Genomic DNA, 17,943 nt, shown 5'->3' with positions numbered 1-17,943 from the left:
GCTGAGTGTGCCGTGCTGCGGATCCGGGAGAACCGCAGCTGCCCCGAGGAGGCTCTCGTCCGGTACGTCGACGGCCGCCGCGAGGTACCGGTCTGGGCCGAGTGCGATGCTCCCTCCACCTCTCACCCGCTGCCGTGGAAGGAGAACGGAACCTATCTCGTCGCCGGCGGGGCGGGTGTGCTCGGACGTGCCGTCGCGCGGGAGATCGCCACCCAGACGGGGAACGCGACCCTCATCCTCGTCGGCCGCTCCCCTGCGGACCCCGAGACCCTCGAGGCCTTGCAGGACCTGGTGGCCGGCGGCACAGTGCGCTACGAGCAGGCCGACATCTCCAGCCCCGCCGAGACGCACGCACTGGTCGCGCGGGTGCTGGAGCGGCACCGGCGGATCGACGGAGTCATCCACAGCGCCGGGATCACCCGCGGCGCGCTCATCGCCGACAAGTCGGGCCGGGACTTCCAGGACGTCCTGGCCCCGAAGGTGGCGGGGGTGGTGAACCTGGACGCCGCGACCCGGTCGCTCCCGCTGGACTTCTTCGTGACCTTCTCGTCCCTCTGCGGTGTGAACGGCGGCGTCGGCCAGGTCGACGGCGCTGCGGCGAACGCCTTCCTGGACGGCTACGCGCGGTACCGGCAGGACCTCGTCGCCGGCGGTGAGCGGTTCGGGCACAGCCAGTCCGTCACCTGGCCGCTGCGGGCCGACGGCCCGCCGGAGGCCCCCGTGATCGGGGACCTGCACCGGATCCTGCGCTCCGAGTACAGCCAGGTGATGGTCTCGGCGCAGCCGAAGCTCCCCACTTTCTCGACCGATGGGACGGATTCGTGAAGCACTACGACAGCGACCTGCTCGAAGAGAAGGCGAGCGAGTACCTTGAGCGCCTCCTCTCCGAGATCACCAAGCTCCCCCCCGCCCGGGTCGACGCCCAAGCGGCGTTCGAGAGCTTCGGTATCGACTCGGTCATGGCGATGACCATGACGGCGCGGATGGAAGCGGTGTTCGGGCCGCTGCCCACCACCCTGTTCTTCGAGTTCGGTACGCCTCGTGCGTTGGCCCGGCACCTGGTCGCCACCCGTCCGGCCGAGGTGTCGACCCTCCTCGGGGGAGCCGGGCAGGTCGCAGGCGGCGCCGTCCGGTCCGCTGCCCGGTCCACGACTCCGCTGCGGCGCAAACCCCTGTCGTCGACGAGGTGGGCGGCGCAGAAGACCGAGAAGCCGTCCCTCCCGGCGTCCCGACCCGGGCCCGCTCTCCCCGGACGGCAGGGCCTGGACATCGCGATCATCGGACTCGCCGGGCGTTACCCCAAGGCCCGTAACGTCGAAGAGTTCTGGGCGAACCTGGCTGCCGGGCGCGACTGCGTCACCGAGATACCGGCCGACCGGTGGGATCACGGGGTGTACTTCGACCCGGACCCGGACGCGCCCGGCAAGACGTACAGCAGGTGGGGTGGATTCGTGGACGGCGTCGACGAGTTCGACCCGCTGTTCTTCAACGTCTCGCCCGTCGACGCGGAGCGGATGGATCCGCAGGAGCGACTGTTCCTCGAGTGCGTCCACGAGACCTTCGAGGACGCCGGCTACACCCCGGACCGGCTGAACGCGCCGGGGGACTCCGGGCGCGCACCCGCCGTCGGCGTCTACGTCGGCGTCATGTACTCGGAGTACCAGCTGTACGGAGCCCAGGAGCAGGTCCTGGAGAACCCGTTGGCCGTGCCCGGGAACATCTCGGCGGTCGCCAACCGGGTGTCCTACTTCTTCGACCTCCACGGCCCGAGCATGAGCGTCGACACCATGTGCTCCTCGTCGCTGACGGCCATTCAGCTGGCCTGCCAGAGCATCCGTTCCGGGGTCTGCGACATGGCGATCGCCGGTGGGGTGAACGTGTCGGTGCATCCCAACAAGTACCTGCTGCTCGGGCAGAGCCGGTTCGTCTCCAGCACGGGCCGGTGCGAGAGCTTCGGTGCGGGGGGCGACGGATACGTCCCGGGCGAAGGCGTGGGCGCCGTTCTGCTGAAGCCCCTGGAGCGAGCCGTACGGGACCGGGACCACATCCACGGGGTCATCCGGGGCATCGCCGTCAACCACGGGGGAAGGACGAACGGCTACTCCGTCCCCAGCCCGGTCACCCAGGCCCGCGTGATCACCGACGCGTGGCGGCAGGGCGGGATCGAACCGGGCTGGGTCAGCTACATCGAGGCGCACGGCACCGGCACGGCGCTCGGGGACCCGGTCGAGGTCGCCGGACTCACCCGGGCCTTCCGCGAGCACACCCTCGACGACCGGTTCTGCGCGATCGGCTCGGTCAAGAGCAACATCGGCCACGCCGAGAGCGCCGCCGGCATCTCCGGGCTCACCAAGGTGCTGCTCCAGATGAGGCACGGCAAGCTCGCCCCCTCGATCCATTCCACCGAACTGAACCCGAACATCGACTTCGACAGCACGCCCTTCACGGTCCAGCAGACACTCGCCGACTGGCCGCGGCCGGTCGTCACCGTCGACGGCACGGAGCGCGAGCTCCCCCGGATCGCCGGCATCTCCTCCTTCGGGGCGGGCGGTACCAACGCGCACCTCGTCGTGGAGGAGTACCGGCCGGATCCGGACGACGCAGCGGTCCCCGCCGTCGCCCCCGGCGGCCCGGTCCCGGTCGTCCTGTCGGCCCGCACGACCGAGCGGCTGCGGCAGAAGGCAGCGCAACTCGCGGACTGGATCGAGCAGAAGAGCCTCACCACCGGTGACCTGCCCGCGCTCGCCCACACCCTGCAGGTGGGGCGCGAGGCCATGCGGGAGCGGCTCGGTGTCGTCGTGGCCGCCATGCCGGAGTTGCTCGCCCGGCTCCGCGACTTCGGTGCCGGACGACAGGACGCCGAGGGGGTGGTCCGAGGCCGGGCGGGCGGGCCGGCCGCCGACCCGGGCGGGTGCGAAGCGCTCGCCCGGCGGGACCTCGCCGGACTGCTGGCGCTGTGGGTCAACGGCAGCCCCGTCGACTGGCACGCACTGCACGGCAGCCGGTGCCCGGCCCGCATCGCCCTGCCTTCCTACCCGTTCGCCAGGAACCGGTACTGGATCGACACCACGCGCACTGCCGCAGCCCTCGCCCCGCGCACAGCGACAGCGCAGTCCGGTGCCGTCGCTACCGGCGGCGACCGGAATCCGGCAGCCCTCCTCTTTGCGGAGTCCTGGGAGCCGGAGGCGCTGCCCGCCGTCCGCCGGGACGATGCGCCGCACACCCTCGTCTGCTTCTGCGCCGACCCGGCGGACCGGGCCGAACTGGCGCGCACCGCACACGAGCTCGACCCCGACGCCACCCTGCTGTTCGTCACACCGGGACAGGGCTACGCCCGGACGTCCGACCGCTCCTACGAAGCCGGTCACCGGACCCCGGGCGACTGCGTCCGCGTGTTCGAAGACATCCGGTCGCGGTACGGCGCAGTCGACGGCGTCCTGAACCTGTGGTCCCTGGACGGTGCGGCGGCGCCCGGCTCGTACACCGCCACCGTGCACCTCCTGCAGGCGATCGCCACATCGGGGCTACGGGTGGGGCGCGTCCTGCAGGCCGGGGAGTTCCGCGACGGCGTCGAGCGGGCGTACGCGGAGTCGTGGCTCGGCTTCGAGCGCTCCCTCGGCAGGGTGCTTCCCGATGTGCCGTTCGCCGCGGTCCTGGAAGAGGTCCAGGACCCGGTCGGCCGGTCAGCCCGCGGCATCTGGTTCGAGCGCCTGTGGAACGAGTGGTCCGCCGGATCGTCCGGCAGCGCGATGTACCGCGCCGGTGTTCGGCACGTCATCCGGGTCCGGCCGAGTCCGCCCAGCGCCGGCAAGCAACTCCTCAGGCCGAACGGCACGTACCTCGTCACGGGCGGTACCGGTGGCCTGGGCCTCCTGCTCGCCGAGCACCTGGCCAGGAACTGGTCGGCGCGCTTGGTGCTGACCGGGCGCTCCGCCCTCGACACCGCCAAGCGCCGCAGCATCGCAAGGATCGAGTCGCTGGGCGGCGAGGTGCTGTACAGCCAGGCCGATGTCGCCGATCGGCAGGGCATGCGGGAGGTGGTGGCCGCAGCGTACGAGCGGTTCGGCCCGATCCACGGGGTCGTCCACGCCGCCGGCGTCGGCGAACGCAGCTCGCTGCTCGCCGGCGATGCCCGGTCCTTCCAGGACCTGCTGTCCGCCAAGGTGGACGGCACGCTCGTGCTGGACGACGTACTGGCCGCGGAACCTCTCGACTTCGTCTGCTACTTCTCGTCGACCTCGGCGATCCTCGGCGACTTCGGCAGCTGCGGCTACTCGGTGGCCAACCGCTTCCAGACGTCCTATGCCCGGCATCGCGACCAGCAGGTACGCCGGGGAGCACGTTCCGGGGCGACGGTTGCCATCAACTGGCCCCTGTGGAGCGGCGGCGGCATGGGCTTCGACGACGCGGAGGGCATCGAGTTGTACCTCGCCACCAGTGGGCTGCGCCTGCTGGAGGAAGCCGAGGGTCTCACGCTCTTCGAACGCCTGTTGGGGCAGGGAGCGACACAGCACATCGTCATGGCCGGAGACCCGGTACGAGTCCGGCGCATGTTCGCCGCAGACACGGACACAGACGTGGACCCCGCGCCGCCGACCTCACGACCTGAGGCCCTCTCGGATACGGAGCACATGGACGTCGAAGAGCTGGTGCTGTCGGAGCTCTCGACGGTGATCGTCGACCTGCTGCGGGTACCCCGTGAGCAGATCTGTGCCGACGAGAACTTCTCCGAGCTCGGGTTCGACTCGGTCAGCCTGGTCAAACTCGCCAGGGCCCTCGGCGACAGTCTCGCCATCGAGGTGCTGCCCTCGGTCTTCTTCTCCTTCCCCACCCCGCAGAAGCTGGTCGCGCACCTGGTCGCGGAGCACCGGGAGACGCTGGATCAGCGCCGCGCGGTGCGAGCCGCAGCCAGTGCCCCGGCGCCTTCCCTGACCCCGGGCACGGAGGTCTCCAGCGCCACCGCCGACGACTCGCCGCCATCCGCTCCGGCACCGCGGCCAAGGGCGCACACGGAGCCGGAACCCATCGCCGTCATCGGTATGAGCGGCCGCTTCCCCGCTGCCCGGTCCGTCGACGAGTTCTGGTCGAACCTCCTGCAGGGCAAGGACGCGCTCTCCCCCGTCCCGCGGGATCGGTACGCCGACTGGGGCGGGCTGGCGGCAGGGGAACGCGAGGGCGTCCGCTGCGGATTCGTCCCGGGAGTCGCGGAGTTCGACGCCGCGTTCTTCGAGATCTCGCCGCGCGAGGCGCGCACCATGGACCCGCGTCAGCGACTGATGCTCCAGGAAGCCTGGCATGCCCTGGAGGACGCAGGCTACGGCGAACGCAAACTGCGCGCCGGGGCGATCGGCATGTTCGTCGGTGCGGAACAGGGCGACTATCCCGAGCTGACCCGGGGGGAGGGCGGCATCACCGCCCAGCACGAGGCGATCATGGCCTCGCGCCTGGCGTACCTCCTCGACTTCTCCGGCCCGGTGCTTGCAGTCAACACCGCCTGCTCCTCGGGGCTGACAGCCGCCCACCAGGCATGCGCGAGCCTGCGCAGCGGCGAGTGCGACACGGCGGTGGTCGCCGGCGTCAACCTGGCGACCACCGCGCGCGGCTACGCCGAGATGAGCAAGTCCGGAATGCTCTCCGAGAGCGGCGTCTGCCACGCTTTCGACAAGCGGGCCGACGGCATGGTCCTGGGTGAGGCCGTCCCCGCCCTCGTCCTCAAACGTCTGTCCCAGGCGGAAACCGACGGCGACCGCGTTCTGGCGGTGATTCGCGGCAGCGGTATGAACTACGACGGCCGGACGAACGGCATCACCGCTCCGAGCGGAGCAGCTCAGGCGCGGCTCTACCGGCAAGTCTACGAGCGGTACGGAATCGACCCCGAGCGCATCGAGCACATCGTGGCTCACGGCACGGGAACCCGGCTCGGCGACCCGATCGAGGTGAACGCCCTGAACGAGGCGTACCGGGAACGCACGGACAGGACCGGGTTCTGCGCGCTGACCTCCGCCAAGACCAGTGTCGGTCACACGCTGGCGGCGTCCGGCCTGGTCGGTCTGATCGCCCTGGTCCAGTCGGTACGGCACGGCGTCGTCCCGGCGAGTCTGAACTGCGACCAGGACAGCGACTACATCGCGTGGAAGGACAGCCCCTTCTACGTCAACAAGGTGACCAGGCCTTGGCCGGCCGGGCCGACGGGAACCAGGCTCGGCGCGGTGAGCTCCTTCGGTATGAGCGGGACCAATGTCCACATGGTGGTGGAGAGTTACCCGGAGCCCGCCCGCCGTGCCCCGATCGCTGAGGCCCCGAGCCTGCTGTTGCTCCTGTCCGCCAAGACGCCGGAGGCGCTGCAGCGGCGTATCCAGGAGCTCCGGTCGGCCCTGGCGCAGGGGGAACTCGACTACCTGCGGCTGAGCGACACGGCCCACACCCTGCTGGAGGGCAGGCAACACTTCGCCCACCGCTGCGCACTCGTCGTCAGTGGCGTCGGGGACGTCCCGTCCGTGCTGTCCGCGGCCGAGAGCGGACGGGAACACCCCATGGTCAGACGCGGTGAAGTAGCACGCGAGCAGGACCGCTCGCTGCTGGAGATCCAGGCGCGGGCACTTCTGGACGTGCTCCGGTCGCCCGGCGTCCCGGCGGAGCGGTACCGGGAGGTGTCCTGCGTCCTGGCCGAACTCTACTGCCGGGGCGCAGCCCCGGACTGGTCGGCGCCGTTCGCGGGCGACAGGCCACGGATCGTCACGCTGCCCGGCTATCCCTTCGCGCGCTCGCTGCACTGGGCCACTGACGGGGGTGGCGCTCCGGCACCGGCGCACGTGCGGGAGTCGCCACCGGCACAGGAGCCGAAGAAGTCGGCCGAGCCGACTGCGCGGGGCGCCGTCCCCGGGAAGAGGCAACGGATCCTGCTCCAGGATCCGGGCGCGGCGGTGGTGCCGCCGACGGCTCCTGTCGCCAAGCCCCGGAACGTCGTACTGACGGACACGCGTGGTGGGGTGCGGCAGCCGGCTTCCCCGGTTGCTCCGGCTTCCCCGGCTTCCCCGGCTTCTCCGGTTTCTCCGGTTTCCGTTCGGTCGGTTGCGGTGGGTGGGGATGTTGGGTCGGGTCGTTCTCTGCGTGTGCGGGAGGAGTTGCGGACCGGTCTGGCGAGGGTGTTGTTCCTGTCGGAGGGTGAGGTTGATCTCCGGCGTAATTTCGTGGAACTGGGTTTGGACTCCATTATCGGGGTGGAGTGGGTGAAGTCGATCAATAAGGCGTATGGCACGTCGTTGACTGCGACGCGGTTGTATGACTATCCGTCGGTGGTGGAGTTGGCTGCGTATGTGGAGCAGTTGATACCGGCCGGAGAGGTCGCTGAGCCGGAGCCGGAGCCGGAGCCGGAGCCGGAGCCGGAGCCGGAGCCGGAGCCGGAGCCGTCGGCTGCGGTGGGTGGGGGTGTCGGGTCGGGTCGCTCTCTGAGTGTGTTGCGGGAGGAGTTGCGGGCCGGTCTGGCGAGGGTGTTGTTCCTGTCGGAGGGTGAGGTTGATCTCCGGCGTAATTTCGTGGAACTGGGTTTGGACTCCATTATCGGGGTGGAGTGGGTGAAGTCGATCAATAAGGCGTATGGCACGTCGTTGACTGCGACGCGGTTGTATGACTATCCGTCGGTGGTGGAGTTGGCTGCTTATGTGGAGCAGTTGATACCGGCCGGAGAGGTCGCTGAGCCGGAGCCGGAGCCGGAGCCGAGTTCCACACCTCGGCCTCAGCGCCCTTCCGAGGTGCGCGAGCAGCCGGCGGCCGCGGCGGTGCCCGGGGACGCTCCGCGCACCGCTCGTCGTGGTGACCGCGCGGCCGTCGTCGGAATGTCCGGGCGTTACCCGGACGCGGAGAATCTCCGCCAGTACTGGGCCAATCTCCGCGACGGCCGTGACTCCGTGCGGGAGGTCCCCGCCGACCGGTGGGACGTGAATCGCTACTACGACCCCCGCCCCGGCCAAAAAGGCAAGACGTACTGCAAGTCGATGGGTTATCTGGCGGACGCGGACTGCTTTGACCCGCTGTTCTTCAACATCTCGCCGGCCGAGGCGGAAGGCATCGACCCGCAGCACCGCCTGTTCTTGCAGGAGGCGTATCGGGCCTTCGAGGACGCGGGCTACGACCCGGAGTCGCTGAGCAAGATGAAATGCGGTGTCTATCTGGGCATCAGCGGCAACGAGTACAGCTTTCTGGCGCCCGGCAACGACGGCGAGGAAGACACCGTCGCAACGAGCAGCAGCAATGCGATCGCCGCTGCACGCATCGCCTACTTCCTCAACCTCAAAGGCCCGGCGATCGCCCTGGACACCGCCTGCTCGTCCTCTCTCGTCGCGTTGCACCTCGCCCAACAGGCGCTGGCCGGCGGTGAGATCGACATCGCCCTGGTCGGAGGTGTCTCGCTGTACCTGCTGGCGGGCACCTACGTCAGGATGTCGGGAGCACAGATGCTGTCGGCACAGGGGCGGTGCCAGTCGTTCGACCAGGGTGCCGACGGCTTCGTGCCGGGTGAGGGCGTCGGAGCCCTGGTGCTGAAGCGGCTGAGCGACGCCGAAGCAGATCACGATCACATCTACGGCGTGGTTCTCGCGTCCGGTACGAACCAGGACGGCAAGACCAACGGCATCACGGCTCCCAGCGCCAACAGCCAGATGGAACTGATGCGTGCGGTCTACGACCGGCACGGCATCGACGCGGCGTCCATCGGTTACGTCGAGACGCACGGCACGGGGACGAAGCTCGGGGACGCGATCGAGCTCGACGCACTCAGCACGGTCTACCGGGAGCGGGGAGTCGCCGCCGGGTCCTGCGCCATCGGCTCGGTGAAGAGCAACATCGGACACACCTCCGCCACCGCGGGCATCGCCGGGGTGCACAAGGTGCTGCTCGGCCTGCGCCACGGCCTGCTCGTACCGTCGCTCCACTTCGAGACGCCCAACGAGCTTCTCGAAGCCGACGACTGCCCGTTGTTCGTCAGCAAGGACCTCCAGTTCTGGGAGGCACGGAACGGTCACGAGCTGAGGCGGGCCGCCGTGAGCTCTTTCGGATTCAGCGGGACGAACGCCCACGTGGTGCTGGAGGAGTATCGCTATGCGTGACACACACAAGCACGCCGAACCATCGGCCGTCGTGATCGTTGTGTCGGCTGGAACAGAAGGGCAGTTGGACACCCGGGTGCGGGACCTGCTCGCCTTCGTCGAGGAACAGCCGCGCCTTGACCTGGCCGACCTGGCCTTCTCGCTGCAGAAGGGGCGGACGGCGCTGGACTGCCGGCTGGCCTTCACCGCGGACTCCCTCGACGCGGTGGCCCGGGGGCTGAGGACGCATCTGGGACAGGACGGTACCGTCGAACTCTTCCGCGGCCGGGCACCGGAGTCGTCGGGTTGGGAGGAGCAGAGCGAGGACGACCGTACCCTGATCCGCTCGCTGATCTCCGCCGGCGAATGGCGCCGCATCGCGGAGGCCTGGGCCGGCGGCGGCGCGGTCGACTGGGATCTGCTCTACGCTCAGCACAGGCCCTTTCGCATTCCGCTTCCGACGTACCCGTTCGCCAAGGAGCGGTACTGGGTGGCGGTGGGTCCGCAGGCACGGTCCGGTTCCGCACCGCGGGCGACCGCCGTGCTGCATCCGCTGCTGCACCGCGACACCTCCGACTCCGGACGCCGGCGATACCGCGCGACCTTCACCGGCGAAGAGCCGGTCCTGAGGGATCACCTGGTGCACGGGGTGCGCACGCTGCCCGGTACCGCCCACCTGGAGCTGGCACTTGCGGCCGCGGCCGACTCCGAGGGGAGGCCGGTGGCGGACAGCGCGGGCACCGCTCTCACGGACGTGGTCTGGATTCGGCCGTTCCGCATCGACGATCACCCCCGTGACCTGCAGGTGGTGCTCCAGCGCGATTCCGCGGAAGCGGTCCACTTCCAACTGCTCGCAGCCGACGAGGACGCCGATGCCGCCGTGGTGTGCACGGGCTCGGTGGTGCCGTGCGACGCGGCACCGGCCTCCGTGGACCTGCCGCGGCTGCGGGCCGAATGCGGTGAACGGCGGTTGGACGCGGCGGAGATCTACCCCGCGTTCCGATCCGCCGGGCTCGAGTACGGCGATTCCTTCCGCGGTATCGACCATCTGTACCTCGGTGAGTCCCAGGTGCTTGCCCGCCTGGTGCTGCCCGAAGCGGCGCGCATGGACGCTGACGGTTGCTGTCTGCCTCCGAGCCTGATGGACGCGGCTCTCCAGTCATGTGCAGCAATGATGGCCGGGAACCCGGACCACCGGCGGCAGGCGTTCCTACCGTTCGGGGTGGATCGGGTCGAGGTGCTTGCCGCTCCGGCCGAAACCCTCTGGGTCTGGGGCAGGCCCACCGCCCGGGACACGGCGGGCGGGGCCACCCGCTCCTTCGATCTCGATCTGTGTGACGACGCCGGACGGGTCCAGGTACGCGTTCGGGGCCTCTCGGTACGGGCGTCGCACCCGCTGGCGACAACCGGGGCACCCGCCGTGCGGACGGACGGTGAGGTGTTCGCCGTCCCACGCTGGCAGCGGAGCCCGTTGCCCGACCCGGCCGTTCCCACCGTCAGCGGGCGCGCCGTGGTGTTCGCCGAGCACGGCGCACTCGCGGGCGGTGCCGAGGTGGACCCCGACTGCCAGGTGGTGACGCTCAGCTCCACGGCCGCCACAGTCGACGCCCGTTACACGGACTACGCGCTCCAGGTGTTCGACCGGACGCAGCAGCTGTTACGGGAAGGTACGCAGACCGCGTACGTCCTTCAGATCCTGTTGACCGATCGACCGGAGTCGTGGCCACTGATCGGCCTCGGGGCGCTGCTGAGGACCGCAGCCCTGGAGAACCCGCGGATCACCGGACAGATCGTCGTCGTGGCCGCCGAGACCCCGGTCGCGGCACGGCACGATCTGCTGGCGAAGGAGCGGCGCAACCCCGTCGACGCCACGGTGAGACTCCGTGGAGACCGGCGCGAGGTGCTCAGCTGGGCCGAGGAGTCCCCGGCGGAGTCCCCCGGCTCGCCGTGGCGGGCCGGAGGCGTCTACCTCATCACCGGTGGCATGGGCGGTCTCGGTCGCATTTTCGCGGAGGAGATCGCCGGTCAGGTGAAGGACGCCAAAATCGTCCTGATCGGGCGCTCCCCGGCGACGGAGCAGTCGCTGCGGGTCCTTGAGCAGCTTCGGGCATTCGGCGCGGAGGTGTCCTACGAGTCTCTCGACGTCGCCGACCGAGTCGCGGTCAAGGCTCTGGTCGACGGGATCCGGCGTACCGCGGGGACGATCCACGGTGTCATCCACAGTGCCGGCGTCATCAAGGACGACTTCATCCTGAGAAAGTCCGGACGCGCGTTCCGCGAGGTTCTCGCCCCGAAGGTGAGCGGCCTGGCGAGCCTCGACGAAGCCACCGGGGATCTCGATCTGGACTTCTTCGTCACGTTCTCCTCCGGCGCCGCCGTCACCGGGAACGTCGGTCAGGCCGACTACGCGGCGGCGAATGCGTTCATGGACGCGTTCGCGGAGTACCGCCAGGGTCTCGTGGCCGACGGACACCGGTCCGGCCGCACCCTTTCGATCAACTGGCCGCTGTGGGCCGAGGGCGGTATGGGTGCCGACGCCGACACCAGGACGCTGTTGCGCGACCGCTACGGGATCTCCCCGCTGGGGCGCGGCGCCGGGATCGGAGCCTTCGCCCGGTGCCTCCAAACCAACCATCACCAGGTACTCGTCGCCGCCGGGCACATGGATCGGATCAGGAAGGCGCTGACGATGCAGCACACCGCAGTTGCGAACACCGTGACTCCCGGCCGCCCGACGGCGGGCCGGGACGACGGCCTGGCGGAGTGGACCGTCCCGTACATCACCTCGCTGCTGTCGGAGGTGCTGAAGGTGCCCGCACAGCGCATCGAGCCGGGTCGCCGGCTGGAGCGCTACGGCATCGACTCGATCCAGGCCATCAACCTCACCACCCGGCTCGAAGCCGTCTTCGGCAACCTGCCGAAGACGCTGTTCTTCGAGTACCGGAGTATCAGGGAGCTGAGCCAGTACTTCATCGAAGTGCACCAGGACCGACTGCGGGAGCTGCGGGGGAGCGGCCCGGCCGCCCCGGCGCCCGCTGCTCCGGCACCGGCAGAGCCCGCCGCCACGTCCGCCGCCGCCGGACCGGCGAGAGCGGCACTCCGGACCGGGCCGGCGAACGGCGCGGCGCCGTCCGGATCCGCGCCGCGCAGCACGGACATCGCCGTCATCGGCATGGGCGGCCGCTACCCGCAGGCTCCCGACCTGCGGACGTTCTGGCGCAACCTCACCGAAGGCCGGGACTGCGTCACCGAGATCCCGCAGGACCGCTGGGACCACCGTGCCTACTACGACGCGGACCGTGCCAAGCCGGGTACGACGAACTCCAGGTGGGGCGGCTTCCTTGACGGCGTCGACCAGTTCGACCCGCTGTTCTTCAACATGTCGCCGCGTGAGGCCGAGTTCACGGACCCGCAGGAGCGGCTGTTCCTGGAGTGCGTCTACGAGACACTCCAGGACGCCGGATACACGCGCCAGGACCTGACGGAGCCCTCCCCGAGAGGAGCCGGCGGCAACGTCGGAGTGTTCGTGGGCGCGATGTACGACGAGTACCAGCTCTACGGCGCGACCGAGCAGGCGTTGGCCGAGGGACGGGTGGTCCCGGGCAATGCCGCGAACATCGCCAACCGGGTCTCCTACTTCTGCGACTGGCAGGGACCGAGCCTCACCGTCAAGACGATGTGCTCCTCGTCCCTGACAGCCCTCCACCTCGCCTGCCAGAGCCTGCAGTTCGGCGACTGCGAGGTCGCCGTCGCTGGTGGTGTCAACCTGTCCCTGCACCCGGCCAAGTACCTTCTGCTGGGCCAGGCCGGCTTCGCGTCGAGCACCGGCCGCTGCGAGAGCTTCGGCCAGGGCGGCGACGGTTATGTGCCCGCCGAGGGAGTGGGAGCCGTACTGCTCAAGCGGCTGGACCGGGCCATCGCCGACAACGACCGCATCCACGGCGTCATCAAGGCGACGGCGGTGAACCACGGTGGCCGGACCAACGGCTACACCGTCCCCAACCCGAACGCCCAGGCCGACGTGGTCACCCGGGCCCTGGAGCGGGCCGGGATCGACGCGCGCACCGTCAGTTATGTCGAGGCGCACGGTACGGGCACCTCGCTCGGGGACCCGATCGAGATCGCCGGCCTCGCCAAGGCGTTCTCCCGGCACACCGGTGATCGGCAGTTCTGCGCGATCGGCTCGGTCAAGAGCAACATCGGGCACGCCGAGAGTGCCGCGGGCATCTCGGCCTTCACCAAGGTGCTGCTGCAACTCGCGCACGGCCGCCTGGTGCCCTCGATCCACTCGGAGACGCTGAACCCGCACATCGACTTCAGCCGGACACCCTTCCGAGTGCAGCGGGAGTCGGCGGAGTGGCGCCGGCCGGTGGTCGACACGCCCGACGGCCCCCGGGAGTACCCGCGGGTCGCCGGTATCTCGTCGTTCGGGGCCGGCGGCTCGAACGCCCACGTCATCGTGGGCGAATACGTACCGGACGGGCCTGCGCCGGCCGACGATCCGGCGCAGTGGCCCCTGGGGTCGGTCATCGTGCTCTCGGCGCGAACCGAGGAGCAACTGCGCGAGCAGGCCCGGCGCCTGCTGGACTGGGCGGGCGAGGAACGGATCGAGGACGCCGACGTGCCGGGTGTCGCGGCCACGCTTCAGGTGGGCCGTGAGCACATGGTCGAGCGGCTGGCGTTCCTGGCCGACTCGGCGGCCGAGCTGACGGCCCGACTCGGCGACTACGTCGAGGGCAAGGACGACGCCGGGCTGTACCGGGGCCGCGGCAGGCGTTCCAAGGACGTCGTCTCCGTCCTCTTCGAGGACGAGGACATGGAACGCACCATCGCGGCCTGGGTGGACAAGAGGAAGTTCGCCAAGCTGCTCGAGCTGTGGACCAAAGGGTTGGATCTGCCGTGGCGCAGCTACTACCCGGGCTCGCTGCCTCCTCGGATCTCACTGCCGACCTACCCGTTCGGCCGCAGGCGGTTCTGGATAGCCGAAGGCGCACGGCCCACCGAGCCGGCGGCGCTCCCTGCCGTGCCGCTCCGGCCCGCGCCGGCCACTGCCCCGGAACCCGGCACCCGGATCGTTGCGAAGCCCCGCGGAATCGGCCTGACGCCCCTGGACGCCGGGTTCGGGCACACCGGTGGGTCGGCGCCCGCGCGGCCCACGGCACCGGTCGTCGTCCCGGCGCCGGAGGGTCCGGCCGAGGAGACCGATGCGACTGCGGTGACCGGTATGGACGACACCCCGCACCTGCTTGCTGACGCGGACCAGGAGACGCTCGCCCGGGAGCTGGCGGCGAGCCTCGCCGACGCCCTGTACCTGGTCGACGAGGAGATCGATCCGGACACCAAGTTCACCGACATCGGCCTGGACTCCATCGTCGGCGTCGAGTGGATGAAGGCGATCAACAAGAGGTACGGGCTGGATCTGACGGTGACCCGGCTCTACGACCATCCAACGGTTGTGGAGCTGACGGCCTACATCGTCGAGGAGCTGGCCAAAGGAGGCGCCCCTCAAGGGCGACCCTTTCGTGAGGTGACCGAGCAGGCTGTCCGGCCCGAGCCGATCGAGGCCGAGCCGATCGGGGTGGCCGGGCTGGTTCCCGCGACCCTGCGGACGACGCCGGTCGAGCCCGTCGCCGTGCCGCCGCGAGCGGATTCCGGTCGGGTCGGCGCGATCGCCGTGGTGGGCATGTCCGGTAGGTACCCGGGGTCCGGGACTCTGCCTGAGTACTGGGACAACCTGGCGCTGGGCCGCGACTGCGTGGGTGAGGTGCCCGATTCCCGGTGGCCCGTCGCCGATCACTACGACGCACGTCCGCACCAGCAGGGCAAGGTCAACTGCAAGTGGATGGGGCACCTCGACGACATCGAGATCTTTGACCCGCTGTTCTTCAACATCCCGCCTGCGGAAGCCGAGTCGATGGATCCGCAGCAGCGGCTCTTCCTGCAGGAGGCCTATCACGCGTTCGAGGACGCGGGATACGCCCCCAGTTCGCTGAGCGGTCACAAGTGCGGTGTCTATCTGGGGATCATGGGCAGCGAATACGGCATGCTCATGCAGCGGCAGGGCGGTGAGTCGAGTGCGGCGGCCACCAGCAGCAGCAGTGCCATCACAGCTGCACGCATCGCCTATTTCCTCAATCTCAAGGGTCCGGCCATCGCATTGGACACGGCCTGCTCGTCCTCTCTGGTGGCCACTCATCTGGCAACGCAGGCCCTGCGGAGCGGTGAGATCGACATGGCCCTCGTCGGTGGCGTCACCCTCTATCTGGGCCTGGATTCGTACCTCAGCATGTGCAGCGCCGGAATGCTGTCCCCGGACGGTCGCTGCAAGGCCTTCGACAACGGTGCGAACGGGTTCGTGCCGGGCGAGGGCGTGGGTGCGCTCGTCCTCAAGCGAGTCGAGGACGCCGTTCGAGACCGTGACCACATCCACGGAGTGATTCTCGGCTCAGGCATCAACCAGGACGGCCGGACCAACGGCATCACCGCGCCGAGCATGGTCAGCCAGATGGAGCTTGAGCGCGACGTCTACGAGCGGTACGACATCGACCCGGCCGGGATCGGTTACGTCGAGATGCACGGTACGGGTACCAAGTTGGGCGACCCGATCGAGCTCGAGGCGCTGGCGACCGTCTATCGGGGGCGGACCGACAAGGCCGGCTACTGCGCCATCGGCTCGGTGAAGAGCAACCTCGGCCACACCTCCGCCGCCGCGGGCATCGCCTCGATCCAGAAGGTGCTGCTGTGCATGCGGCACGAGCAGCTGGTGCCGACGCTGCACTTCGACCAGCCCAACGAGCACTTCGACTTCGAAGGCTCTCCGTTCCGGGTGAACACCGAGCTGGCGCCCTGGGAGACCGAACCGGGCTCCCCACGGCGCGCGGCCGTCAGCGGTTTCGGTTTCAGCGGAACCAACGCCCACCTGGTGGTGGAGGAGTACCTGCCGGAGCCCGCGGACGACGCGGAGCGGCCGGTCGGGGATCCGCGGGTCTTCGTGCTCTCGGCCAGGAGCGAGGAGCAGCTGAGGACGTCGGCCGCCCGCCTCGCGGCGCATCTGCGCGCACACCCGTCGCCGGCCCTGGCGGACGTCGCGCACACACTGCAGCAGGGCAGGGAAGCCATGGCACGGCGACTGGCTGTCGTGGCGACCACGCCGGAGGAGTTGCTGGAGCGGCTGACCCGGTACGCCGAGGACGGCCGGGCGGACGGCGCGTTCACCGGCCTGGCCGGCAAGGACCGGGCTGGGCGGGCCGAGCTGGTGCCGCAGGTCGATTCGGACGGCACGGTGTCGGTGACGGAAGCCGAGCGCCTGGCCGCCGCGTGGGTCGACGGAACACCCGTCGACTGGGCGCGCCTGTCTTCAGGGACCCGGCTTCGCCGCGTCCCGCTGCCCACGTACCCCTTCGCCCGGGAGCGCTACTGGTTCGACGACGCACCGGTCCCGGACGAGGAGGGCCAGGACGACGAGACCCCGGACGACGAGGCCCCGGACCGTACGAGCATCCTCTTGGCGCCCGTCTGGGACGCGGTCCCCAGGCGCGTGCCCCAGGACGTCCCGGTCCGGTCCGGTCGAGTCGTCGTGATCGGCGGCACCGCGGAGCACTGGGAGCGGATCCGGGCCGTCCATCCGGGTGCCGAACGCCTGTCGCTGGACCCCGCGGACACGACGGAAACCATCGCCGCGAGGATCGGCGGCACCGGCGAAGCCCTCGGTCACCTCGTCTGGCTGGCTCCCCGGGAGACGGTCCGGGAGACAGTCGCCGGCACCGCGGACGACGCGCTGGTGGACGCACAGGAGGTCGGTCTGTACGCCTGTTTCCGCACGCTGAAGGCACTGCTCAGCCAGGGGTACGGCCGCCGCCCGCTCGACGTCACGGTCCTGACCGAGCGGACCCTGCGGGTCCGGCGTACGGACGCGGTGGAACCGACCCAGGCCGGACTGCACGGCCTCCTCGGCTCGGTGGCGAAGGAGTACCCGGGCTGGACGGTGCGTCTGGCCGATCTCGACCCGGACCACGACTGGCCGGTGGCGGAGCTGTTCGCGCTGCCCCGTGAGGAGAGCGGCACCGTGTGGGCGTACCGCCGTTCCCGCTGGTACCGGCAGACCCTCGTGCCCGTGCAGGACACCGCCACGGAGCGCACCCGCCCGACGGTGTACCGGCAGGGCGGCGTCTACGTCGTCGTCGGCGGCGCGGGAGGCATCGGCGAGGCGTGGACCGAGCACATGATCCGCACCTACGGGGCGCATGTGGTGTGGATCGGGCGGCGGGAGGAGGACGAGTCGGTCCGGGCGAAGCTGCGGCGCCTGGGTGAGTTCGGCCCCAAACCGCGCTACGTGCGGGCCGATGCCACCGACCGGGCGTCGCTGGAGCGGGCGTACAAGGACATCAGGAGTATCCATCCGGTCGTCCACGGTGTGGTCCACTCGGCCATCGTGCTGCTCGACCAGAGCCTGGAGCGCATGGACGAGCAGCGCTTCCGCGCCGCGGTCACGGCCAAGGTCGACGTGAGCGTCCGACTCGCCCAGGTCTTCCGGGGCGAGCCGCTGGACTTCCTGCTCTTCTTCTCCTCGATGAACTCGTTCCTGAAGGCGTCGGGGCAGTGCAACTACGTGGCGGGATCAGTTTTCGAGGACGCCTACGCCCACCGCCTCGCCGGCGAGCTGGATTTTCCCGTCAAGACCATGAACTGGGGCTACTGGGGCACTGTCGGCATCGTCGCCGCGCCGGAGTACCGGGAGCGGATGCGCAGGGCGGGTGCCGGATCGATCGAGCCCGCGGACGGCATGGCGGCTCTCGACGTCCTCCTTTCGAGCACGTTCGACCAACTCGGGCTGATCAAGGCCCTCGGGGGTAATTCCTGA

General features: G+C 69.9%; 3 protein-coding genes (1 of these 3 only partly in view). All 3 read left to right on the top strand.

What is annotated here, in order from left to right; genetic code table 11:
• Tightly spaced (each overlapping or abutting the next), the 3 genes in view from GXW83_RS23750 to GXW83_RS23740 form a layout consistent with a single transcriptional unit that may run on beyond the window.
• Positions 1 to 825, top strand: partial view of an SDR family NAD(P)-dependent oxidoreductase gene (locus tag GXW83_RS23750; RefSeq protein WP_182445081.1) — the final stretch only. It extends 6,048 nt beyond the left edge of the window; 825 of the gene's 6,873 nt are visible here — the last part of the coding sequence; its start codon lies beyond the left edge, outside the window; the stop codon is at positions 823 to 825.
• Positions 822 to 9,104, top strand: coding sequence for an SDR family NAD(P)-dependent oxidoreductase (locus tag GXW83_RS23745; RefSeq protein ID WP_182445080.1), 8,283 nt, complete (start codon positions 822 to 824; stop codon positions 9,102 to 9,104). Before GXW83_RS23750 ends, GXW83_RS23745 begins: the two co-directional genes overlap by 4 nt.
• Positions 9,097 to 17,943 (top strand): SDR family NAD(P)-dependent oxidoreductase, encoded by an 8,847-nt coding sequence (locus GXW83_RS23740; RefSeq protein ID WP_182445079.1) that lies wholly within the window; start codon positions 9,097 to 9,099, stop codon positions 17,941 to 17,943. Before GXW83_RS23745 ends, GXW83_RS23740 begins: the two co-directional genes overlap by 8 nt.

The sequence above is a fragment of the Streptacidiphilus sp. PB12-B1b genome (assembly GCF_014084125.1).
GTDB lineage: Bacteria > Actinomycetota > Actinomycetes > Streptomycetales > Streptomycetaceae > Streptacidiphilus.
The sequence above is the reverse complement of the archived record's forward strand: the minus strand, read 5'-3'. Positions and strand labels throughout refer to the sequence as shown.